At 54.9% G+C, this 23758-nt stretch carries 19 protein-coding genes and 3 tRNA genes; 9 read left to right on the top strand and 13 right to left on the bottom strand.

Translation table 11 applies throughout. The annotated features are described in order from the left end of the window. The first annotated feature begins 59 nt into the window (after positions 1–59). Positions 60–1145 carry a tRNA (uridine(54)-C5)-methyltransferase TrmA gene (gene trmA / locus ACXAE6_RS14335; protein WP_475149690.1) on the top strand — a complete coding sequence of 362 codons (1086 nt, stop codon included), beginning with the start codon at positions 60–62 and terminating at the stop codon, positions 1143–1145. Positions 1146–1158: 13 nt separating this feature from the next. Here the strand turns inward: trmA and ACXAE6_RS14330 are convergent, their stop codons facing one another. After that, positions 1159–1584: a secondary thiamine-phosphate synthase enzyme YjbQ gene (locus ACXAE6_RS14330; protein ID WP_475151759.1), complete on the bottom strand. Its 426-nt coding sequence runs from the start codon at positions 1582–1584 to the stop codon at positions 1159–1161. Between the two features lie 39 nt (positions 1585–1623). Here ACXAE6_RS14330 and ACXAE6_RS14325 point away from each other — a divergent pair, with 39 nt between their 5' ends. Then, entirely contained in the window at positions 1624–2730 is a 1107-nt protein-coding gene (locus ACXAE6_RS14325) for a class I SAM-dependent methyltransferase (protein ID WP_475149687.1), read from the top strand. Here the strand turns inward: ACXAE6_RS14325 and rlmKL are convergent. Then, positions 2727–4871, bottom strand: coding sequence for a bifunctional 23S rRNA (guanine(2069)-N(7))-methyltransferase RlmK/23S rRNA (guanine(2445)-N(2))-methyltransferase RlmL (rlmKL, locus tag ACXAE6_RS14320; RefSeq protein ID WP_475149684.1), 2145 nt, complete (start codon positions 4869–4871; stop codon positions 2727–2729). The two genes, ACXAE6_RS14325 and rlmKL, sit on opposite strands and share 4 nt — an antisense overlap. Before the next feature lie 269 nt (positions 4872–5140). On the opposite strand from rlmKL, the gene rmf reads away from it, so the two are divergent. Next, entirely contained in the window at positions 5141–5356 is a 216-nt protein-coding gene (rmf, locus tag ACXAE6_RS14315; RefSeq protein ID WP_392801347.1) for a ribosome modulation factor, read from the top strand. A gap of 69 nt (positions 5357–5425) precedes the next feature. Here the strand turns inward: rmf and ACXAE6_RS14310 are convergent, their stop codons facing one another. The 3 genes from ACXAE6_RS14310 to ACXAE6_RS14300 are packed head-to-tail and all read right to left on the bottom strand — an operon-like array spanning position 5426 to position 11618. Then, positions 5426–6439: a quinone-dependent dihydroorotate dehydrogenase gene (locus tag ACXAE6_RS14310; RefSeq protein WP_475149680.1), complete on the bottom strand. Its 1014-nt coding sequence runs from the start codon at positions 6437–6439 to the stop codon at positions 5426–5428. A gap of 53 nt (positions 6440–6492) precedes the next feature. Beyond that, a complete protein-coding gene (locus ACXAE6_RS14305; protein WP_475149676.1) occupies positions 6493–6750 on the bottom strand; it encodes a DUF2835 domain-containing protein in 258 nt (85 codons plus the stop codon). 50 nt (positions 6751–6800) lie between these two features. Beyond that, positions 6801–11618 carry an NAD-glutamate dehydrogenase gene (locus ACXAE6_RS14300; protein WP_475149672.1) on the bottom strand — a complete coding sequence of 1606 codons (4818 nt, stop codon included), beginning with the start codon at positions 11616–11618 and terminating at the stop codon, positions 6801–6803. Positions 11619–11809: 191 nt separating this feature from the next. Here ACXAE6_RS14300 and ACXAE6_RS14295 point away from each other — a divergent pair, with 191 nt between their 5' ends. The 6 genes from ACXAE6_RS14295 (at position 11810) to ACXAE6_RS14270 (ending at position 16160) form a co-directional block, all read left to right on the top strand. Beyond that, a complete protein-coding gene (locus ACXAE6_RS14295) occupies positions 11810–12028 on the top strand; it encodes a DUF2970 domain-containing protein (RefSeq protein ID WP_475149670.1) in 219 nt (72 codons plus the stop codon). A 440-nt stretch (positions 12029–12468) separates the two neighbouring features. Further along, positions 12469–14130, top strand: a complete 1662-nt coding sequence (locus tag ACXAE6_RS14290; RefSeq protein WP_475149668.1) for a nitrite/sulfite reductase — start codon at positions 12469–12471, stop codon at positions 14128–14130. Further along, the gene (locus ACXAE6_RS14285; protein WP_475149667.1) at positions 14114–14599 is read left to right on the top strand and encodes a DUF934 domain-containing protein; all 486 of its coding nucleotides are present in this window, start codon (positions 14114–14116) and stop codon (positions 14597–14599) included. Before ACXAE6_RS14290 ends, ACXAE6_RS14285 begins: the two co-directional genes overlap by 17 nt. 166 nt (positions 14600–14765) lie before the next feature. Then, positions 14766–15302 (top strand): cell division inhibitor SulA, encoded by a 537-nt coding sequence (locus ACXAE6_RS14280; protein ID WP_475149662.1) that lies wholly within the window; start codon positions 14766–14768, stop codon positions 15300–15302. A gap of 30 nt (positions 15303–15332) precedes the next feature. Beyond that, on the top strand, positions 15333–15722 hold the full coding sequence (locus ACXAE6_RS14275) for a VOC family protein (RefSeq protein ID WP_475149658.1): 390 nt from the start codon (positions 15333–15335) through the stop codon (positions 15720–15722). A gap of 39 nt (positions 15723–15761) precedes the next feature. Beyond that, on the top strand, positions 15762–16160 hold the full coding sequence (locus ACXAE6_RS14270; protein ID WP_475149655.1) for a VOC family protein: 399 nt from the start codon (positions 15762–15764) through the stop codon (positions 16158–16160). A gap of 28 nt (positions 16161–16188) precedes the next feature. Here the strand turns inward: ACXAE6_RS14270 and ACXAE6_RS14265 are convergent. The 8 genes from ACXAE6_RS14265 to ACXAE6_RS14230 form a co-directional block, all read right to left on the bottom strand. Then, a tRNA-Leu gene (locus ACXAE6_RS14265) sits at positions 16189–16276 on the bottom strand. Positions 16277–16344: 68 nt separating this feature from the next. Beyond that, positions 16345–16418: transfer RNA gene (locus ACXAE6_RS14260), tRNA-Cys, on the bottom strand. 70 nt (positions 16419–16488) lie between these two features. Next, positions 16489–16563, bottom strand: a tRNA-Gly gene (locus tag ACXAE6_RS14255). Positions 16564–16860: 297 nt separating this feature from the next. After that, a complete protein-coding gene (gene pgsA, locus ACXAE6_RS14250; RefSeq protein ID WP_475149652.1) occupies positions 16861–17418 on the bottom strand; it encodes a CDP-diacylglycerol--glycerol-3-phosphate 3-phosphatidyltransferase in 558 nt (185 codons plus the stop codon). Positions 17419–17537: 119 nt separating this feature from the next. Beyond that, positions 17538–19370, bottom strand: coding sequence for an excinuclease ABC subunit UvrC (gene uvrC, locus ACXAE6_RS14245; RefSeq protein ID WP_475149649.1), 1833 nt, complete (start codon positions 19368–19370; stop codon positions 17538–17540). 7 nt (positions 19371–19377) lie between these two features. Then, a complete protein-coding gene (gene uvrY / locus ACXAE6_RS14240; protein WP_475149645.1) occupies positions 19378–20022 on the bottom strand; it encodes a UvrY/SirA/GacA family response regulator transcription factor in 645 nt (214 codons plus the stop codon). 123 nt (positions 20023–20145) lie between these two features. Further along, positions 20146–21546, bottom strand: coding sequence for a PhoH family protein (locus tag ACXAE6_RS14235; protein WP_475149643.1), 1401 nt, complete (start codon positions 21544–21546; stop codon positions 20146–20148). A 44-nt stretch (positions 21547–21590) separates the two neighbouring features. Continuing rightward, entirely contained in the window at positions 21591–23606 is a 2016-nt protein-coding gene (locus ACXAE6_RS14230; protein WP_475149640.1) for a serine/threonine-protein kinase, read from the bottom strand. Positions 23607–23758: the final 152 nt, after the last annotated feature.

Here is a 23758-nt window from a genome sequence, read left to right as displayed (position 1 = left end):
ATTAGAGCTCAGGCCTGCTCTGAATAGAATGGCCTGCCGCGACTGTTTGAGGACCTTCCATGCCCTTTCCGTTCGATCCCAATCACTATCAGGAACAGCTCGACACCAAGGTGGATCGACTGAAAGATTTATTCGCTGATCGCCCACTTCCGGCGCTGGATATATTCGCTTCCCAGCCAAGCCACTACCGGATGCGCGCGGAATTTCGTTTCTGGCACGACGGCGATGATGCCTGGTACGCCATGTTCAACCCGGCCGACCCCAAGACGCCGCTGCGAGTCGACGAATTCCCCGTCGCCAGTCAACGTATTAATGAGCTGATGCCGCAGGTTCGTGACGCAGTCCTGAGCGATCCGCCGCTACGCCACAAACTGTTTCAGGTGGAATTTCTCACCACTCAGACCGGTGATGCACTGATTACCCTGCTCTATCACCGCAAGCTGGACGCGCACTGGGAAGAGCGCGCCCGTTATTGGCAGGACCAATGGCAGGCCGCCGTTATCGGCCGAGCGCGTAAGCAGCGACTGGTATTGGAGCGAGATTACGTCAATGAAAGGCTGAATATTCTCGGCCGCGACTATCATTTCCGACAATACGAAAACAGCTTCACCCAACCCAATGCGGGCGTGTGTGAGCAGATGGTGAGCTGGGCCAAAACACACAGCCAGGGCAGCGAAGGCGACTTGCTGGAACTCTATTGTGGCAACGGCAACTTCAGCCTGCCGCTGGCAGAAAACTTCCAGCGCGCTTTGGGAACGGAAATCTCCCGGGTGTCGGTCAACAGTGCACAGCACAATATCGCCGCTAATGGCGTCGACAACCTGCGCATTGCCAGAATGTCGAGCGAGGATTTCTCCGCAGCCTGGCTCGGCCAGACACAGTCACGCCGACTGCGCGAATGGCAAATCGACGAATACGATTTCCGCACGCTCTTAGTCGATCCTCCGCGCTCCGGTCTGGACGCCGATACCATCGCCCTGGCCAAACGTTTTGAGCGCATCATCTACATTTCCTGCAACCCGGAAACGCTGGCGCAAAACGTGGCTGACCTGGGGACAGACTACCGCATCGAAGCCGCCGCTCTGTTCGACCAGTTTCCCTACACCGACCATATGGAAGCAGGGTTAGTGCTGAGCCGGGCCTAGCCGTTCTGACCTATTAGTCGCTCTGCCCTTGAAGTGTGGCAACAAGGCGACGGCTACCACCTGCATTACGATGCTCACCCAGATAAATGCCCTGCCAGGTTCCCAGCACCAGACACCCCTCACGAACCGGCAGGCATAATGAAACGCCTAATAAAGAAGACTTAATATGCGCCGGCATATCGTCAGCCCCTTCATAGGTATGAATCAGGTCGCTGCGGCCTTCACTAATCAGACTGTTAAAGACGGTTTCAAAATCAGTACGCACGCTGGGATCGGCGTTTTCATTAATGGTCAGTGACGCCGAAGTATGCTGCAATAACAGATGCAACAAGCCGACACGCACCTGTTTTAACTCAGGGATCGCTGCCAGTATTTCATCGGTAATTAAATGAAAGCCACGCGCACGCGGTTGCAAGCGAATCTCCTGTTGCGCCCAAATCGATTGTGATTCCGCCATGACTGACACTCCTCATAAATTGTGACGACACCAACTTCCCTAGCGCAAAACTTCTCCGCCTTCAGCTTGCAGCGCGTACCAGCTGATACGCAGCTTCAAGCCTGGAACGCTGCCGACGAGTTAGTGCTGTCGCGAGTGGCGCCTGATGACGACAACATTCTGTTGATCAACGACAGCTTCGGCAGTTTAGCCGTGGCACTGGATCAGCGCGTCAGTGCCTGGTGGAACGACAGCGCCATGGCGCGACAAGCCTTGCAACACAACTGCGCACGAAACCAGCGTGCCCTGCCCAAGCTGATTCATTCAAGCGACGAACTACCAGACCACATAAGCTGCGCCATCATCCAGGTACCCAAGTCGGTTGCTCTGTTCGACTGGCAGCTGGGGCAACTGACAAAGCGCCTGACAGCAAACGGAAAAGTCTACGCATTGGGGATGGTAAAACATCTCAGCGAAGGGCATCAAAAAACCATGCGTCGCTGGTTTGGTCAGGTCAACCCCGGCCGTGCCGAGAAAAAAGCACGCTGTGTCGAACTGTCTGAACCTCTATCAGCCGAGATGGTTCAGGCACACCCCTGCCGTACCGATGACGGCCTTAGCTTGATCAGCGAACCCGGTTGCTTCAGCGCGCAAAAACCCGATCCGGGTGCGCTCGTTTTCCTGAAGCATTTCGCCCAACTCCCCAATGTCGATCGAGTTTTGGATCTGGGCTGCGGTAATGGCATTTTGGCGTTGAGTTATTTACGAGATCATCCGTCAGCGATAGCCATCGGCATTGACGAAAGTGCCCAAGCGATCGCCTCCGCTCGCGCCAGTGCTGAGGCTAATAATCTGAGCGAACGCCTCAAGCTGATTCACAATAACGGTTTAACGGATTTAGATTTAAAAAACTTGCCACTGGTGCTCTGCAACCCGCCCTTTCATCAAGACACCAGCCTCACCGACGTCATCGCCGAACAGCTGATCAAAAGCGCGGCCCAATCTCTCGCCAAAGACGGCGAGTTCTGGTTAGTCGGTAATCGACACCTGGGTTACCACCAGCGATTGAAGCGGTATTTTAGGCAGGTAGAGGTAAAATCGAGCCACCCGAAGTTTGTCGTCCTGGCGGCTCACAACGTCAAAAGTTAATGCGCTTTATGGCGTAAATGCCAACACTGGTGCGGACGTTTTTGCTGAAAATCGAACGGCACAGAGACGGATGTTTTCTCAGTCACTGCATAGCGCTCTGACAGTTCCGGCTCGAGTCGGAATTTGCGAAAGTTGTTAGAGAAAATCAACAAACCTTGCGGTGACAACACCCGCATAACCCGATCAATCAACGCCACCTGATCACGCTGAACATCCAGCGTATCGCTCATCCGAGCCGAGTTACTGAAGGTCGGCGGATCGAGAAATATCAGATCGAACTGTTCACGACACTCATCCAGCCATTGCAAACAATCGGCCTGAATAAAACGATGTTGGGCGTTGGGTTCGCCGCCGTTCAAGCGCAGATTTTCCCGCGCCCAATTTAAATAGGTGCGCGATAAATCGACACTGGTGGTACTCGCCGCACCGCCAACATAAGCATGGGCGGTCACCGCGCCGGTGTAACAGAACAGATTCAAAAAGCGCTTGTCCTTGACCTGCTGCTGAATCCAATGGCGGGTTGGACGATGGTCCAAAAATAAGCCCGTATCCAGATAATCGCGCAGATTAACTTCCAGAAAGACGCCTTCCTCACGCACGATAAAAAAGTCACCGCTTTCATCCTGGCGTTCGTATTGCGTCCGACCTTTCTGACGCTGGCGTTGTTTCAAAACGATGTTTTCCGGCGGCGCGTCCATGACCTCACCCAACACCGCCAACGCATGCAGCAAACGCGCGCGCGCTTTGTCTTCGGGAATTTCGCGCGGTGGTGCATATTCCTGAACGTGGTATTGGTTGCCATAGACGTCGATAGCCAGCGCAAATTCGGGTAAGTCGGCGTCGTACAGTCGGTAGGCTTCGATGTCTTTGCCTTTCAACGCCTTGCGCCGTTGCTTGAGATTTTTGAGCAAGCGATTACGCAAAGCGCTGTCTTGCTCAACCATTGCCGGCGTCTGGTTGCTGGCTTCACGCTCATCCGGCGCGAACACATACAGATGGGTTTCCAGACGACCGTTAAAGAAACGCTCCTTGGCGCTGGCTTTCAAACCGGTCTCGCGCGCCAGAACGGTATCGGACGTCAGAATGCCCACCGTCCAGTCGGCCAGTTCGGTTTGTGCCAATTCACCCAGACGCCGGTACAAAGCCAGCAACTGCGGCTTGTTGCCCAGACGCTCACCATAGGGCGGGTTACAGGCCACCAAGCCCGGCTGTAAAGCCCAGTGTGTCGGTTTGGTCCAATCGTTCAATGGCTTGTGATAACAGCGCGCCTGACGCGACAAACCCAACCGCTCGAGCGTCTCGTTGGCCCGCGCGACGACACCGCCATCGGCGTCGTAACCCAAGACCGGGCTCATCTGGCTTTCGCCATCGAGACGACGCTGGCGCGCCTCGCTGAGCAATTCATTCCACAGTCCACGATCATGACCGAGCCATCCGTCGAAACCGAAACGACGTCGCATCAATCCCGGCGCCATATCGGCGGCAATCATTGCCGCTTCCACCACCAGGGTGCCGGAACCACAGAGTGGATCGATAAAGGCTTCGCCAGCCGCCGCTCGCTTGGGCCAGTCAGCGGCCATCAAAACAGCCGCCGCCAGGTTTTCTTTCAGCGGTGCCGGACCAGTCGCCTGCCGGTAACCCCGGCGATGCAAGGAATCGCCCGACAAGTCCAATCCCAAGTCAATGCGCTGACGGCCGAGCTGAACAAAGACAACAATATCGGGTGAGTCGCGCTCAACACTGGGGCGGATGCCATGGCGATCGCGCATCTGGTCGACGATGACATCTTTCACTTTCTGCGCGCCGTAACGCGGATCATCAATGCCACTCATTCGACCTTGAAAATCCACTCTCAGAGTACCGCCCGGGCGAACGTGCTGGTCCCAGTTGACGCTGTCGATTAGCGCCATCAAGCCATCCAGGCTGACGTTGTCGCTCTGTCCCAGCGCCAGATGGACGCGGTTGGCCAGGCGGCTCCATAAACAGAGCCGATAGGCGTCGGCCAGCGAACCCTCGAACGCCAGACCACGCGACCAGTCCAGCGCAGGCTGGCCGGTGATTTGAGTGATCTCAGGCTTCAGTAGTCGATGAAAGCCCTGGGGGCAAGTCACCCAAAATGTCGCGGGTTCGGTGATGCTCATTTTTAGACGGATTCTCTATTAAAAAGGATAGAACTAAGACGATAACGCTTTAAGAAAGCTCGAACAGGCTTTGAGACCTGGCTACAGCCCCCCACTGGATGGGCATGACTATTTTATTACAGTAGCCACTAAGTGTGGCGGTTTTTAGACTGAATGGTTCATCGACACGACCGGACAGTTTTCGATACAACACTAGTGAAGGCAGCCTCACCGGGGTCGGTTGTTCCGATCGGCCCCACTTCACCATGGACAGCAAGAGAGGTCTATCTATGAAGCGACAAAAGCGTGACCGCCGTGAACGAGCCTACCAGAAAGGCTATCTGGCCGGACTGGAAGGTCGGTCGAAAACCTTATGTCCCAGTGGCAAACCGGAACTGCATCAGGAGTGGATGAACGGTTGGCGTGAAGGACGCAGTGATCAATGGGATGGATTAACCGGCGTGCGCGGTATACATCGCCTCAATGAAGTTTTGATCCACCACTGACGCCACACCCAGGCGTTAGCAGCAACAGCCGGCTCAACGCCGGCTTTTTAGTGGCTGGCCGTTGCAATTTCAATCATCCTGCCAAGCTTCAATGCATTCACGAATCAACTTCGGCCCGCGGTAAATAAAGCCACTGTATAGCTGTACCAGGCGGGCACCTGCCTCTTGCTTGGCCTTGACATCATCGCCGTAGCAAATGCCACCAACCCCGATCAACTGAATCGACGGTTTCAAATAGCGTCGGAAGCTGCGTAAGGTTGCCGTCGACGACTGGAACAACGGCTGACCAGACAAACCACCGGCTTCTTCTGCATGGCGTTCACCGGATACCGCCTCGCGGCTGATGGTGGTATTGGTTGCGACCACGCCATCAACTTCGTGTTCATTAAACACCGTGGCGATGGCATCGATTTCGGCTTCGTTCAAATCCGGAGCAATCTTAATCAGGATGGGTTTGTAACCATGCCGGGCGGCCAGTTGTTGCTGACGTTGCTGCAAACCATTCAACAGCTTTTTCAGCGCATCGCCAAACTGCAAATTGCGCAGCCCGGGTGTATTGGGTGACGACAGGTTGACGACCACATAACCGGCCCAGGGATAAACCCGGTCCAGACAGTAGAGATAATCTTCGAGCGCATCGTCTTCCGCTGTGGTTTTGTTTTTACCGATGTTGATGCCGACAACGCCGTCATAACGACTGCGTTTAACGCGTTCAACCAGATGATCGACACCTTTGTTATTGAAGCCCATGCGATTGATGATCGCCTGGCTGTCAGGCAGCCGAAACAGTCGCGGTTTTTCGTTGCCACTTTGCGGACGCGGCGTCACCGTGCCCACTTCGACAAAGCCAAAACCGAGCGCGCCCAGCGCATCCAGATAATCGCCATTTTTATCAAGTCCCGCGGCCAGGCCAACCGGGTTGGCAAACTCCAGTCCCCACAACGACACCGGATCACCGGCCGGCATCTTCCCAAAGAAGCGACTTAGTCCCAGGCGATGAGCAGCGCCCAACGACTCCAGACTGAGGTCATGGCTGGTTTCAGGACTGAGCGCGAACAGGGCTGGACGCAGGATGTCGTACATAACAGCTTTCCCGGCATGATGAAAACGGCCGGCAGTATAACAGCTGGGGAAAACTAGGCGATGCGGCGGATGCCGATCAGTTTGAAATTGTCGTCGACTTCCAGGCTGAAACTGCCGCGAACACCATTACGGGTGACAAAGCGTTGCAGAATACCGGAAGGAAACTGCACCCGACGACCGTCACGCGACTCGCAGGAGACGTATCTAACCGAGCCTTGATAATGCTGCAGATAGTCATCGGCCGAAATATAAAGATCGACGATCAGCGTTTGTGACATGACATCGAGAACCCAGACAGTTGCTCGGGGCAATTATCCCCGTAGCAACTGTCTGCGCAAGCACCATTGCACACAGAACCCGCTCAGAGTTCCGGCATAGTTGCCTGCGACAGATCCAGCAGTTCGCGAATGGCCACGCTGTACATGCTGAACTCCGGTTCACCGACGGCGCGGATTTCGCTCATCATCTTCAGCCAGCGCTCGACCAGAATCTGATTGCGTTCCAGCCAGTCATCGACCAGCTCATCCAGCGATTCATTACCAATCTGGCTGAACAAACCCTGGGTGATACGGCGCTGTTGCCATTCCAGATCATCGCGGAACGACTCACGCGCCATCGCCTGCCAGTGGGTATTAACGCTGAGGCTGTTGACCTGCTCAGCAAAGCTGTCCAATTCAAGCGCATCACCGACGCGGAAATAACCCTGAGCCACCTGCATCGGATCGCGTTCCTGACTTTGTGCCACAGCAACCACACCCAAGGCGGTATAGAGAATGTCCGAGGCGCAGACACGACGCGCCAGATCTTCCGGCACACCCTGCTCCACCAACTGTGCCGATTCACTCAACCAGATTTCTTTTTGATCGTCCGGCAACAGGGTTTCCAGTTGCTCGCTCATGCTCTGAATGGGTTGCTGATACAGATCGAGCACCGCCTGAATATCGATACCGGTGCGATAGTTTTTCACTAACCAGCGACTGCCGCGACGCACCATGCGCGCCGTTTTCAACATCAGACTGCTTTGCAACTCGGTGTCGATCTGATGATCAAGCGCTTCCAGTTCGTCCCACAAGCTATGCATGCCAAAGATGTCGCGCGCGGCAACATAGGCTTTGGCCGCCTCCAGCGGTGACGCCCCGGTGCTTTCCTGCAGCCGGTTAAAATAGGAAATCCCCATGTAGTTGAAGATGTCGTTAGCCACCTGAGTGGCAACAATCTCACCGCGCAAACGATGCTGGTACATGGCCTTGCCGAACTTCTTACGCATCGCTTCCGGGAAGACGGTGGTAACCGCCGTTTCCAGGTAGGCATCCTGAGCCACATCGGCTTTGATCAACTGCTCTTTTAAGTCGCCTTTAACGTAGGAAATCAGCACCGACAATTCCGGCCGCGTTAAACCCTGGCCCTGGACTTTGCGATCGCTGATCGCTTCATCGGAAGGCAAAAATTCCAGTTCACGATTCAACTTACCGGCACTGACCAAGGCATTGATCAGACGTCGATATTCCTCAACGCGCTTGAACGATTCGGTGTATGCAATACCCAGCGCCTGGCTTTGGCGATAGTTATTACGCAGCACCAGCTTGGACACGTCTTCGGTCAGTTTGAACAGATTATCGTTGCGCTGCTTGACGGTCAGATCGCCACTGGCGACCAGGTCGTCGAGCAGGATTTTCATGTTCACTTCGTGGTCCGAGCAATCCACGCCGCCGGCGTTATCGATAAAGTCGGTAAAGCAGCGACCGCCGCCCAGGTTAAATTCCACCCGGCCCAACTGACTAAAGCCCAGGTTGCCACCCTCGCCGATCACCTTGCATTGCAGATCACGGGCGTCTACGCGCAGCGAATCGTTGGCCTTGTCGCCAATGTCAGCATGGTTTTCGTGGCTGGCTTTGACATAGGTGCCAATACCACCATTCCACAACAGATCCACCGGCGCCGTCAGCATGGCGCTGATCAGATCATTCGGCGTGATTTTCGACTTACTGATGCCAAACAGCGCTTTCATTTCCTTACTGACCGGAATCGATTTGGCGCTGCGACTGAAAATCCCCCCGCCTTTGGATATCAAATCAGCGTTGTAGTCTTCCCAACTGGAACGAGGCAAATCAAACAGACGCTGACGTTCAGCGAAACTCTTGGCAGGATCCGGGTCCGGATCAACGAAAATGTGCAAGTGGTTAAAGGCGCCAACCAGCTTGAGCGACTCGGAGCGCAACAAACCATTGCCGAACACATCGCCGGCCATATCGCCGATACCCACCACGCTGATCGGGTCTTTCTGAACATCGATACCCAACTCGCGGAAATGACGTTGCACACTGACCCAGGCGCCACGAGCGGTAATGCCCATTTTCTTGTGGTCGTAACCATTGGAGCCGCCAGATGCGAACGCATCACCGAGCCAGAAGCCGTAATCAATGGCTTCGGCATTGGCGATGTCCGAGAAGGTTGCGGTGCCCTTGTCGGCAGCCACAACCAGATAGGGATCGTCTTCGTCGTAACGTACAACGTGCTGAGGCGGTACTAATTCGCCTTCGCTGAGATTGTCGGTAATATCGAGCAGAGCGCGAATAAAGGTCTTATAACTGGCAATACCTTCCGCCTGAATGGCTTCGCGATCACCATCGACCGGCAACTGCTTGGCAACAAAGCCACCCTTGGCACCCACCGGCACGATTACCGCATTCTTAACCTGCTGAGCTTTTACCAGACCGAGCACTTCGGTACGGAAATCCTCAATGCGATCGGACCAGCGCAAGCCACCACGCGCCACCTTACCGCCGCGCAGGTGCACACCTTCAATACGCGGCGAATAGACGAAAATCTCAAACATCGGTTTGGGCAACGGAATGTTGCTGATCTTTGCCGGGTTCAGTTTGAAACTGAAATAATCCTTACGCCGACCATCGGCACCCGGCTGATAGAAGTTAGTGCGCAAGGTGGCTTTAATCAGTTCAACATAGCGCCGGAAGATACGGTCTTCGTTGATATTATTGACGGCATCCAACTGGCCGTTAATGGCTTCCTGCCACTTATCAAGATCCTTATGCACATTCTCCTGCTTGTCTGGATTGAAACGGGCTGAAAACAGTTCAACCAGGTTTTGAGTAATGTCGGTGTACTTGATCAGCGTATCGGCAATGTATTCCTGCGACAGACCAAAACGGATCTGTTTCATATAGCGCGCGTAGGCACGCAACATCGCCACTTCGCGCCAGGTAAGCTTGGCGCGAAGGATCAATTGATTGTAAGAATCGCTTTCGGCACGGCCATTCCAGATATTGAGAAAAGCGCGCGCAAATTCTTCACGATACTGAACAGGATCAATCAGCGGGTTAGGCTCATAGAGCAAGGAAAAATCGTAGATCCAGGTGCACTCGTTATCGCCATAATTGATTTCATACGGATATTCATCGATAACCTTCAAACCCAGATTTTCCAAAACCGGCATCAACTCTGACAGCAGCAGCGCTTCGCCTTTTTTGAAAATTTTCAGTTTTAATTCGCTGCCGGTGGGCTCCATGGCGCGATAAAAACTCAGGGCGATAGGTTCAGCATTTTTCTTGTTCAGCGACTCCATCCGCTGAATATCAGCGACCGCCACTCTTGGGCTGTACTGCTCTCGGTAACTGGCGGGGAAGGCTTGGTGATAGCGCTGATGCAGTTGAATGCCCTGCTCTTCGCCAAAGTTCTCCACCAAAACCTGCTGCAGCTCATCGGTCCAGCGACGAGCAATCTGGAAGATACGTTTCTCCAACGCTTCGGTTGGCAATTCACCTTCAATGGGATGCTTAAGCTTGAATACCAAACGCGTTCGCGCTAGCACAGATTCGCTAAAAAAGGTGGTAAAATCCGAACCTTCAATATCAAATTGTTCAGCCAGCATGTCATGAATTTGCTGACGCAATTGAGAGTTAAAAATATCACGCGGAACATACACAATGGCGGTCAGGAATTTGCCATAAATATCGCGACGTAACAGCAGGCGAATGCGTTTGCGCTCCTGAATGGCCAGTACATCCAAGGTCATGTTTAACAGTGTATCGATGGACGCCTGAATCAACTCATCGCGCGGGAAGGTAAACAGGATGGCCGCCAGTTCTTTATAGTTATGCCCACCTTTGGCAAAACCACTTTGTTCCAGAACCTGCTCAATTTTCCGACGTACCACGGGAATGGTATCGGGTGAACCGTTATAGACAGTAGAGGTGTAAAGGCCGAGAAAGCGACGACCACCGACAACCTCGCCCTTGTCGTTAAAACGTTTGACCAATACATAGTCAGAATACGCCGGCCGATGCACATTGGAGCGACGTCCGGACTTGGAAAAAATCAGCAGTTCCTTCTCAAACACATGATGACGACGCTGCTCGGTCATCTCATCGATAAACTCTTCGCGTCGTTTATTGCTCTGACGAAACAGACCCAGCGCACTGCCTTCGACTTGCTTAACCTTACCCTCTTCTATTTCGTATTCGTCGTAAGCCAGGAAGGTAAAGTGGTTATCCGCCAACCACTTCATAAACACTTCGGCTTCATCCAACTCGTCTTGATCGACCGGGTATTTTTTATGATGGAAGTCGGCGATAGCGTCTTCGGTCTTCTGCAAAATATTCGGGTAATCAGCAATCACCCGCTTAACCTCTTCCACCACTGAGTTGAGCGCCTTGGCGATGTCATCGCGCTCAGCCGCCACCGTCGTTCGATCGACTTCAATGCACAACAACAGCTCACGCGGCTGTGCTTTGTCGAAACCTTCAAAGCGGCCGTCTTTCGACCGGGCAACGCCCAGACTGGCATGGAAGATGGTGTGGATATTGGCGTCCAGACGGTTCAACGTCAGCCGCACGGAATCGATGATAAAAGGCACGTCTTCATACAATACCGTAACGATGGTATGCGGTGACTGCCACTCGTTTTCCTCAACATTCGGATTGAAAACATCGACACGTTGTTGACCACCTTCATGCTGCTGCAGAGTTCGCCACAGCGACACCACCATGCCGGCCAGGTCGGTGGTGTCGTAACTGGCCAGATCCTGCATGGAGGCATGCTGGAACAGATGGTCGATCAGAATCTTCAGATCGGCCTGCTTGTCTTTGGGAAAATGAGGCGTTAAACGGGCATAGAGGGTGTCGAGTAACTCAATCCGTCGAGGTGACAGGGTGGTGGTCATTGTTGGCCTCTGTAGGTTGTTGTTATGCGCAGTCCAAACGGGTTGCTGGCAATCGTTGTGCCGTCAGGGTAGACGGCCTTATTCTCTAGCATAGACAAACACTCGCCAGTACGCTGGCGCATTGGTGTCGCCTTTTGACGACTGGGGTCGCAATGGTGAAAGTGACACCGAAACGAAGCAGGAGAAAAAAGATGGTGGAAAATCGAACGCCTCGGGCTGAGGGTCGACTGGGGCGGTTATGGCGGCTGGTGTTGAGTTTGTTGGCAGGACTGGTCGGCGTGCAAAGCGATAAAAACAGAATCAGCGACTTCCACTCGACCAGCATCTGGCCGTTTATCATTGGCGGCATCTTAATGACCGCCTTATTCGTACTGGCGCTGATCCTGCTGGTGCGCACTTTGGCTCCCTAGCCAAGGGCAAAGAAAAAGGGCCATGATGGCCCTTTTTCAGGTCGGCTTCACGGCCGACCCAGATACAATTCAAATCCGCTTGAGTGGATTATCATCGACAACAACCTTCAAGCTGCCGTCGCCACCCAATATATAGCAGCAACGACAACGGTCACTACGATGACCACCGCCGCAATGGCGTCTGCCTGGGCGTCACTCATTCCAACTTTCTTGCTGGCCATGGTTTGTCCTCCTGTTATTGTTGTTCTACCTGCCGCGAGGGCCAATACGACTGCAAGAACTGCCGTCTACGGCGGTCATTTAACTCTGTAAGTGGCTTGGGTTCAAGCGCCAGCATATAACGGTATGAACTCAAATTATGAAAATTAAATCATTCCTGGAATAAGTAAACTTCGTTAGAGTAGCGCCCAACCTTCACCAAACCGATACAGGTTGCCTTGATGTACGTTTACGACTCGTTCGACCAGAAAGTGGTCGATGAACGCGTCGCTCAGTTCCGTGAACAAACTGAGCGTTATCTCGACGGCCAGCTGGCCGACGACGAATTCCTGCCACTGCGCCTGCAAAACGGCCTCTATATTCAGCGCCATGCGCCCATGCTGCGCATCGCCATCCCCTATGGTCTGCTCGATTCCACCAAGCTGCGTAAGCTGGCCGAGCTGACTGAAACCTATGATAAAGGCTACGGCCATTTCACCACGCGCCAGAATATCCAGTTCAACTGGCCAGCGCTGGAAGACGTGCCCGACATTCTGGCTGGCCTGGCCAAAGTCCAGATGCATGCTATCCAGACCTCCGGTAACTGCATTCGCAACACCACCACCGATCAGTTCGCTGGCGTACTGCGCGATGAAATTGCCGATCCGCGCCCCTGGTGCGAGCTGATTCGTCAGTGGTCGACGCTGCATCCGGAATTCGCCTTCCTGCCGCGCAAGTTCAAAATCGCCGTTAACGGCAGCACCAGCAGCGATCGAGCTGCGGTGCGTTTTCACGATATCGGCCTGGAGCTGGTGCGTAACGACGCCGGCGAACTGGGCTTTAAGGTATTTGTGGGTGGTGGTCTTGGCCGCACGCCGCTGGTGGGACAGGAAGTTCGTGACTTCCTGCCAGGCAAACATCTGCTGAGCTATCTGGAAGCGATTTTGCGCGTCTATAACCTGCTGGGCCGGCGCGACAACAAATACAAAGCGCGCATCAAAATTCTGGTGAAAGCGCTGGGTGTTGAAGCCTTCCGCGACAAGGTTGAAGCCGAGTGGGCGCACCTGAAAGACGGCCCGGCGACACTGACCGATGCCGAAATCGAGCGCGTCTCCGAGCACTTTGTCGACCCGGCTTATGAAGACCTGGCCGACGCCGATGCCATTCTGGCGCAGCAAAAAGCCGATCACCCCGGCTTTGCGCAATGGCTCGATCGCAACGTCTATCTGCATAAAAAGCCGGGTTACGCTGCGGTCACGCTGTCGATCAAGAAACTCGGCTACGCCCCGGGCGATTGCACCGCCGACCAGATGCGCAGCGTTGCTCACCTGGCCGATCAGTTTTCCTTCGGCGAATTGCGCGTCAGCCACGAACAGAACCTGATTCTGGCCGACGTCCGTCAGGATCAACTGCTTGAATTGTGGGAAGCCGCCAAGCTGGTGGGTTTTGCCACCGCCAACATCGGCACCCTGACCGACGTCATCTGCTGCCCGGGCGGCGACTACTGCGCCCTGGCCAACGCCAAATCCATCCCCATCGCTGAATCCATCCAGGCGCAGTTTGACGACCTGGATTACCTCTACGACCTGGGCGATCTGGATTTGAACATTTCCGGCTGCATGAACGCCTGTGGTCATCACCACATCGGCAACATCGGCATCCTGGGTGTCGACAAGAAAGGCCAGGAGTTCTATCAGGTATCGCTCGGTGGCGACTCCGGTCAGAATGCGCGTATCGGTAAAATTCTCGGCCCATCGTTCAACGCCGAAGACATTCCGGCTGTCGTCGACAAAGTCATCCAGGTATACACCGAAAACCGCCAGCCCGAAGAAGCCTTCGTCGACACGGTCGAACGCATTGGTCTGGATCCGTTCAAGGAGCGCGTCTATGCAAAATCTCATTAAGAACGGCGCGCTGATCACCGACGATGCCTGGCTGTTGGTCGAAGACGACAGCGCCAAAGTGTCTTCTACTGCAGCTACTATTTTACCGCTGCAACGCTACCTGGAACTGAGCGAAGCCGGTAACTTGCCAGCACGTGTCGGTATTTGGCTGAACGACGAACAAATGGCCGATGACGTTGCCGACCTGCTCGACACGGTAGAATTGATCGCCCTGCACTTCCCCAAATTCGCCGACGGCCGCAGCTTCTCGAAAGCGCGGCTGCTGCGCGACCGCCTGGGTTACCAGGGAGAGATCCGCGCCATCGGCGATTTCCTGCCTGACCAGGTCGACTACATGTCACGCTGCGGCGTTAACGCTTTTGCCTGCCGCAGCGAACGTGAAGCCGAGACCGCCCTGTCGATGCTCGATACGTTCAGTGTTCACTACCAGAGTGCCTTCAACCAGACCGCCCTGTTCCAACAGCGCTAAACATCCGCTTTAGCCAGGCGGCGCCTGCCCTGGGCGCCGTCTTACTTGCCAAACACTCCGACTGATTTAAACGCCTTCAAACGTTTTTCATCAAATCGTTTGACGCCAGTATTTTTACTGTATATAAATACAGTTACTGTATGTTTGAACAGTGAAGGAGCCGACCATGCACGCCCTGAACAACACCGACCAGGCAATGCAAAACCCGCAGTTTTGGCGCACTCCGGCGCGCAAGCCCGTTGCGCAGCTGCGTCGCGAAGCAAAAACAACGCAGCCGGAAGGCACCTTTACTGAGATCTTTTGCCATCACGGCGGTCTGAATCAGCTGCACTTGCTGGTGCCGACACTGGCTAACCTGAGCCAGCAACAGGAACGCTGGATCACCTTTATCGCCCCACCTTGCCTGCCAAACAATGGGGCATTAAAACGTGCCGGCGTCGATACTGCTAAGGTTCGAGTGGCGCATACCCGCTCAGTCAGTGACTACTGGAAAACGCTGGAAGAAGCACTGGCCAATGGCCTGAGCAGCACTGTTTTAGCATGGCCGCCGCACGGTGAATTCAATGACCTGCGTCGCGAAGTACTGAAGCAGGCATCCATGGCTGGCAACACCCAGACCTTTGTTTTCCGCCAATTGGGTCATGCGCAAGCCACAGTACAACCAGAGCGCGAAACCACTCATCAATTGGCGTTAGCGCTTTAACCGACTGGTTCATTCAAGAGGAGCTGCAGCATGGTTAAATTCGGTTACACCATCGCTTATGTCGATGATGTCATCGCCAGCGTCGAGTTTTTCGAGCGCGCTTTCGGCATGAATAGAAAGTTCATTGATGACAGTGGTGACTACGGCGAACTGGATACCGGCACCACCACGCTGGCATTCGCCAAACACAGCCTGGGCGCCACCAACCTGCCGGATGGCTACATCAACGGCACCACCTCAGAGTTACCACTGGGCATAGAGGTCGCGCTAATCTGCGACGATATTGATTCGACTCATCAGGCGGCACTCGCCGAAGGCGCTCAAGAAATAAAAGCACCGCAACAAAAGCCCTGGGGCCAGATCGTCTCTTATGTCAGAACCCCGGCTGGCATCCTGCTGGAGATTGGCAGCGAAATGTAATCACAGTAACAACAACTAAATAGCCAATGGAGACCAAGGATGTTCGATCATCTCAGCACCTACGCCACTGACTTCGAAGCCACTAAAACCTTTTACGATCAAGCCCTGGCCGCCTTGGGCTATTCGGTGCAAATGGAATTCGTTGCCGAATGGAACACCGACTTCCCCACCCAACGCATGTGCGCCTATGGCCCAGAAGGTCAGCCCAACTTCTGGATCATCGAAGTGAAACAAGCCTACACCCCCAGACACCTGGCCTTTTGTGCATCAGACCGAAACCAGGTTGGTACCTTCTATAAAGCGGCCCTTAAAGGCGGTGGTGTCGATAATGGCGAGCCGGGGTTACGACCGACCTATCACGAGCATTACTACGGCGCCTTTGTGCTTGATCCGGACGGGAACAATATTGAGGCGGTTTGTCACCGGGCGGATGGGTGATATTTCGATTCGCTTAAATTGATTTAAATGGTGCCCGGAGCCGGAATCGAACCGGCACGGCCGCAATGGCCGAGGGATTTTAAGTCCCTTGTGTCTACCAGTTTCACCATCCGGGCGTCTAAAACTTGCCAGGGAACGATCCCAGGGTTGGACCGTTGGTTTCCTGCATAAGAGCAGGAAGAAATGGAGGCTGGAGTCGGAATCGAACCGGCGTACGCGGAGTTGCAGTCCGCTGCATGACCACTCTGCCATCCAGCCTTAGAACCCGAAGGTTCAAAAAGTAAGCGCGTTGTTGCTTTGCTTACTTACCCACCGAGATGGGATTTTTTGGAGCGGGAAACGAGATTCGAACTCGCGACCCCAACCTTGGCAAGGTTGTGCTCTACCACTGAGCTATTCCCGCAAAAACTGGTTGTATCTGACCCTCTATCGGGTCGCGAGAACTCGCGAGGCTACGCGCCCAGCCCCAACCTCGGTCAAGGTTGTGCTCTTCCGACGTCGGATATTGGATCCAAGTCGTTCAGCTCCGATCCGAAGCAGTGCTTCGGAATACATCGGGCCTCACCCACTGAGCTATTCCCGCAATACTATCCGTTGCCTGCATTAACCAACCCAGACAACGACGGCGAATTCTAAGGGCTGGGATGGGCCCGGTCAATAATTTTCCTTTTAATTTAAGCACTTAGCCATCAAGGCTGTTTCAGCCGGCGCTTGGCTTAAGCTCGCTCCAGGCGGCGCGCAGGTAGACGACCATCGACCAGAGCGTCAGTACCGCTGAGACTTGCAAGGCAATCAGACCCAGGGTCGATAGGCTGGTATGGGCTGCGGGGTTCTGGCTGAGCAAAACGACGATGGCAATCATCTGCAGCGTGGTCTTTACCTTGCCCAGCATGTTGACGGCGACACTGGCGCGTTTGCCCAGTTCAGCCATCCATTCACGCAAAGCAGAAATAACGATCTCGCGGCCGATAATGACGATGGAGGGCAGCGTCATCCAGATGTTGCCGTGGGTTTCCACCAGAGCCACCAAAGCGGCAGCGACGATCAGTTTGTCGGCAACAGGATCAAGAAAGGCGCCGAAAGGTGTCATCTGGCCAAGGCGGCGTGCCAGGTAGCCATCAAACCAGTCGGTCACTGCAGCCGCGGTAAAAACTGCAGCAGCGACCATATAGGCCCAGCCATAGGGCAAGTAATAAATACCGACGCATACCGGAATCATGATGATGCGAAACAGCGTCAGAAGATTGGGAATGTTCATAACGACCCTTAGTCAGGCTGGTCGGCTTTGTACCGACGACTTATGGCTTGTGCGAAAGGCTGCAAGGATTTCAGCTTCACGGCGAGCTGTAAAGTCACCTTCGTCACTATTACCCCTGTTTAACTTGAATGCAGATGGTCATAGATGCTGTCGGCCAGCGCCTTGGAAATACCTTTTACCCGGGCAATCTCGGCGGCGCTGGCGGCTTTTACGCCCTGAGCACTGCCAAAATGACGGATCAGTGCTTTACGGCGTGTTGCACCCACACTGGGAATGTCGTCCAGAATGGAACCCAGACGCGCCTTGCCACGCCGGCCGCGATGGCTGGTGATGGCAAAGCGATGTGCTTCATCGCGAATGTGTTGAATCAGATGCAGCGCCGGGCTGTGATTGGGCAGTTGAATCACCCGGTCAGGCGTTTCATAAAACAGGGTTTCCATGCCTGGTTTGCGCGTTTCACCCTTGGCGACACCCAGCAATGGAATGCTTAACCCCAGTTCATTCATGACTTCGCGCGCCATTTTCATCTGGCCTTTGCCGCCGTCCACGATCAATAAGTCGGGCAGCCGCGCCGCTTCTTTTTGCAGGCGGCTATAACGACGTTGAATGGCTTGCGACATGGCCGCGTAATCATCGCCAGCCGCTACGCCCTCGATATTGAACTTACGATACAAGGATTTATTCGGTCCGTTCTGATCGAAGACCACGCACGACGCCGTCGTCGCCTCGCCAGAGCTGTGGGAAATATCAAAGCATTCCATGCGCTCGGGCGCCGCTTCCAGTTTCAACACTTCCTGCAGGGCGGCAAAGCGCTGCACAATTTGTTGTTTCTGACTGATGCGATGCTGCAGTTGTTCTCGCGCATTGGTCTGCGCCAGTTCCACCCAGCGCGCATTGCGGCCACGCACCGATGACGACAAACTGACTTTGCGACCAAACTGTTCGGCCAGGGCTTTTTCCAGCCAGTCTTTTTCGGTCACCGGCGTGTTCAGCAGGATAGTTTGCGGACAATCATCACGGGTGCGACCGAGATAATACTGAGCCAGAAAACTCATCATGATCTGGGCCGGTTCTTCATCGATACCCGGCTTGGGAAAGAAACTCTGGCTGCCCAGCAAACGCCCCTGGCGAATCATCAGGTAATGCACACACAGTCCGGCTTCGCTGGCTTCCAACGCAAACACATCGACATCGCCGCGATCGGACGAAACAAATTGCTGCTCCTGCACTTTGCGCAAATAGAGCAATTGATCGCGCACTTCTGCTGCGGCTTCGAAGTTCAGGTCGGCACTGGCAGCATCCATTTCCACTTCAAGGGTATCGATCAGGCTCTGATTACGGCCTTGTAAAAAAGTCCGCGTTTTCTCCAGATCGGCCTGGTATTCCTCTTTGGAAACGAAGCCGACGCAAGGCGCCTTGCAGCGGTTGATCTGATACTGCAAACAGGGCCGCTGCCGGTTTTGAAAAACGCTGTCTTCGCATTGGCGAACCTTGAACGCCTTCTGCAAAATCGCCAGGCTTTCGCGCACGGCTCCGGCACTTGGGTAGGGTCCGAAGTATTCCGAACTGCCCTTGCGCGCACCGCGATGTACGTACAAACCGGGCCAATCGCCACCAGTGGTCAGCTTGATATAGGGATAGGACTTATCGTCGACCAGCAGAATATTGTACTGCGGCCGGTGTTGCTTGATCAGCGTCTGTTCCAGCAACAGAGCTTCGGTTTCGCTGTGCGTTACGGTGGTTTCGATGCGCGCAATGCGCGCCACCAGGGCGAGGGTTTTGTTGTTTAGGCCGCGGCCACGGAAATAGCTGGAAACCCGATTCTTCAGGTTCTTGGCTTTGCCCACATACAGCAAGGTGCCCTCGGCATCGAACATGCGATAAACGCCGGGTCTGATGGTCAGGTGCTTAAGATAGGCTTTGTGATCGAAGGGGGTTGCGGTGTCTTCCATGCCGCTACTATATCATTTCCTGCGGTTCCAACAGACCATGACGGATCGCTAAATGCGTCAATTCCACATCACTGGAAATGCCCAGCTTTTCGAAAATGCGGTAGCGGTAGGTGTTGACGGTTTTGGGACTCAAACAGAGTTGATCGGAAATTTCCTGGACCTTTTTGCACGAACAGATCAGCGTAGTGATCTGCATTTCCCGATCGGACAGTTCCGCAAAGGGCGATACCTTACCGCTCAGGTTTCGCAACGCCAGCTCCTGAGCGACCTTCGGCGAGAGGTATTTCTGGCCGGCATTGACAGTGCGAATGGCGCGCACCATTTCGTCGGTGGACGCGTCTTTGGTCAGGTAACCAGCGGCGCCGGCTTGCAGTAAACGGGAGGGAAATGGATCTTCGCCACAGGCGGTAACGGCGATGACGCGGATTTCGGGATACAGGCGGTAAATTTTGCGAGTGGCTTCGAGGCCACCCAAACCGGGCATGCGCACGTCCATCAGGATGACATCCGGCGCCAGTTCTTTGGCCAGACGCACGGCTTCTTCGCCGCTGGCCGCTTCGGCAATCACGTTCAGTCCCTCGATATCCTCGAGTAACCGCACCAGTCCCATCCGGACCAGATCATGATCATCGACAACGACCACCTGAATCACAGCTCTTCCCCCTGATAACTTACTGACATCATACGTCCAGCCATCCAGGGCGCAAAGTCTCTTCGACTGCGAAACCATCCTTGGTTTCCAGCATAGTCAAAGCGCGCCCTGAACGTCCAGTTATTACAGGTGCGACTCCGCATAGGCCGCCAGACGACTGCGGGCCACGCCTTTCAGGGTGATCGTGCCGGCATGAGCAAAGCCTTTGAAACGCTCACTCATAAAGGTCAGCCCTGAACTGGTCGGCCCCAGATAAGGCGTATCGATCTGCGCCAGGTTACCCAGGCAAATTACCTTGGTGCCCTGGCCTGCCCGCGTCACGATGGTTTTGATCTGATGCGGCGTCAGGTTCTGGGCTTCATCGACAATCATGATGCTCTGCTGGAAGCTGCGCCCGCGCACAAAGTTCAGGCTTTTAAACTGCAACGGCACCTTGGCGCCGACAAAGTGCTGACTGCTGGACGGATCGAAATCCTCGGCATGCAGCGCCTCTAAGTTATCGGTAAAGGCACCCAGCCAGGGCTGCATTTTCTCCGCTTCGGTGCCCGGCAGAAAGCCGATGTCTTCGTCCAGTCCGCGCGTGGAACGGGTAGCGATAATGCGTTTGTAGAGCTTGGTCTCCATGGTTTGCTCCAGCGCACAGGCCAGCGCCAGTATGGTTTTGCCACTGCCGGCGGCGCCATTGAGTGCAACCAGGTCGATGTCCGGATCAAACAGCAGATGCATGGCCATGGCCTGATACAGATCGCGCGGCGCCAGACCCCAGGCTTTTTGGCGCATCAAGGAACCGGTATTGAGCAGTTCCAAACGCACCCGAGTGCCATCGTCAGACAAAATCCGGCCAGCAAATTCGCGGTCATCGAAGAAAAACTGATTGACGAAAAACGCTGCGCCAAGCAGCTCTTCCATCACCCCTCTATCGACGCTGTGCTCACGTTCGCCGTTGACGGTCTGCGGCGCCATGGCATCCAGTTTTTCCCAGAAACTGCCTTCGATATGGTGGTAACCGCTGGTCAGGCTGTCGATGTCGGTGATCAACTGATCGTTGTGATAATCCTCAGACTCCAGGCCACTGCCGCGCGCCTTCAAGCGCATATTGATGTCTTTGGTGACCAGGATGACTTTGTAGTCCGGTCTTTTCGCCTGTAATGCCAGCAGATCATTGATGATGCGGTTGTCGTTAATCTGCGTCGATAAGGTTGCCGGCGCTTCTTCAATTGGCATCAGAATGGTCAGCGTTCCCAAGGGGCCACCGGGAATTACACGATGAATATCGACACCCGCCATAATTTCCGTCGGGCTGGCAGGACCCAGAATGGCGTCGATGGTGCGCACCGCCTGACGGGCGTCGGCGGCAATGGCGGTGTTGCCAATCTTGAGTTTGTCGAGCTCTTCAAGCACGACCATGGGGATGAGCACCTGGTGCTCTTCGAAATTAAAAACGGAGTTGGGATCGTGGATCAGGACGTTGGTGTCGAGGACGTAGATCTTTCTGTCCGCTGGGTCTGAAAGGGTTGGCTGCATAGCGACTCCTGATGAACAGTGGGCCGCGGTCTGTTTACCGCGCCCTACTCGGCGCCGGCCCACTTGCGTAAGGCCTGCGCCATCTCACCCGCCGAAGCGTAACGCTCGTCGGGATTCTTCTTCAGTGCCTTGTTGACGATACGCACCAAGGCAACCGGTACTTCAGGGTTATGCTTGCGGGGGCTCTCCTGTTGAGTTTGAGTGATGGCGTACGCCAGACCCGGAAGGGTATCGCCGCTGAAAGGAAGGTGACCGCATAACGCCTGGTAGAGCGTTACACCCAGACTGAAGATATCCGAGGCGCCCGTCAATGACTCGCCGCGGATCTGCTCGGGCGACATAAAGGACGGGCTGCCCAGCACCACACCGGTTTGGGTCTGATGCATACCAGTAATGCGGGCAACGCCGAAATCGGTCACTGTCAGCTTGCCAGCCGCTTCATCAATGTAGAGGTTCGCGGGCTTGATATCGCGATGAATGATGTCGTTGCGGTGGGCAAAATCCAGTGCATCGGCGGCCTGAGCCATCCAGTCGCACAGCGTTGCCAGCGCCGGACCCGGTTTACGTTCCAACCGCTCAGACAACGACTGGCCCGTTAACCGGTCCATGGCGATATAGGCCAGTTCGCGCTCTTCCCCAACGTCATAAACGGTCACGATGTTGGGATGATTCAACCGGCCAGCGGCCTGAGCTTCCTGGAAAAAACGCTGTTTGACCGAGTCGGCCTCCTCCATCGCCAGCGTATCCAACTGCACCACCTTCAACGCCACCCGGCGACTGATGCGTGGATCTTCAGCTTCATAAACCACGCCCATGGCGCCACGACCCAATTCACCCAGAATGCGATAACGACCAATTTCCGGCGCCTGCATTCCGGCAACCGTCGCTATGGGCCGAGTCGTACTGTTGCCGCCGCCAATTACCAAGGTCTGGTTCGGGTCACTCAACGGTTTCAGTTGAGTCAGTCGCTGGTCGGTATCTCGGTAACCCGGAGCAAATCGATGCAATCGTTCATAGCACGCCAGCGCTTGCTCATACTGCCGTTTCTTCTCGAAGCCCATACCCAATTCATAAGTCAGCTCAGGATCGAACGCCAGATTGGCAGAACTGTTGAGAAACCGTTGGCCCGCTTCGGTTTTGCCGTCGTCCAGCAAGTGCCGCAGCCAATTCAATGCCAGCGTCTGGTATTCCGCCAGCAACGCTTCCCGTTTTGCTTCGCTGCGTTGCAGCCGACGATGCCACAGCACCGCCAATAACATCGACACCAGCGGATACCACAGCGGCAACCACCAGCGCAGCGTGACCGCCAGGGCTATGTTTAACCCAATCCAGGCCACTGCTATTAATGGTCCCGCCCACAAAGGTCGAGCCAGATAACGCGGTAAAAGCCAAGGCAAGGCCATCGCAAAGGCCGCCAGCAGTGCCAGCCAAAACGGCGTATATAAGTAGAAACCTTGCTGCAGCGCCCAGTGTTCACGAACGGCCGCGAGTCCTGGCCCATCGCGCTGAGCGATTTTGGGCAAGGGCGCAGCGGTTAGCGATTCAAATTCGGGTTCCGGCACGGCAAAGTCAGCCAGCAAAACGGCACCCTGCCAGTTCACCGGAAATTGCCGATCCGAATTGATCAGCAACTGGCCGGGTTGATAACGCCAGTCGGCATCATCCAGCAGCGTCAGTTGGGCATCCACCAGCAAGCGGTCGCCGCTGTGATAGACCAGTGATTTATAGCCATGTTGCGCTGGCTGCCAGTAGAGATCGAAGGGCGTGAGTGCCGGGCCAGCCGAGACCGAGGGCAAGGTTGGTAAAATTAAAGCCGAGGCCCAGACGGGCCAGTCAGCACTCAGTCCCTGTTGCGGCGTCATCATCGGGCCGGAAACCGGTCCCAGTTTCCAGCCGGACGGCCAGACCACCAGGCTGCCATCGGGCACATTGGCAGGATCAAGCGTATAGCGTGGCGGCGGAGCGGAAGATTGCCAGGACCAGGCAGTGGTCAATCGCAACCAGCTTTGGTCCAATAACGGACCGCCGGGGAAACCAACCATTAACAGGGTGACGGCCAAAAGCAGAGCCAGTGGCCAGCTCAACAGGGACCGCAAAACCATTGAACGCCTACTAATCTGTTCCGCTGCGGATTGCTGAGTCATTTGTTAGCTATATATCAACGTCGGCCGGTACTAATGGTAACCTATAACGGATTGCCGCTTTGCGGACA

The sequence above is a fragment of the Saccharospirillum sp. ABV4_185 genome, from assembly GCF_056159245.1.
Note: the sequence above shows the minus strand (reverse complement) of the source record. Positions and strands in the feature narration are given on the sequence as shown.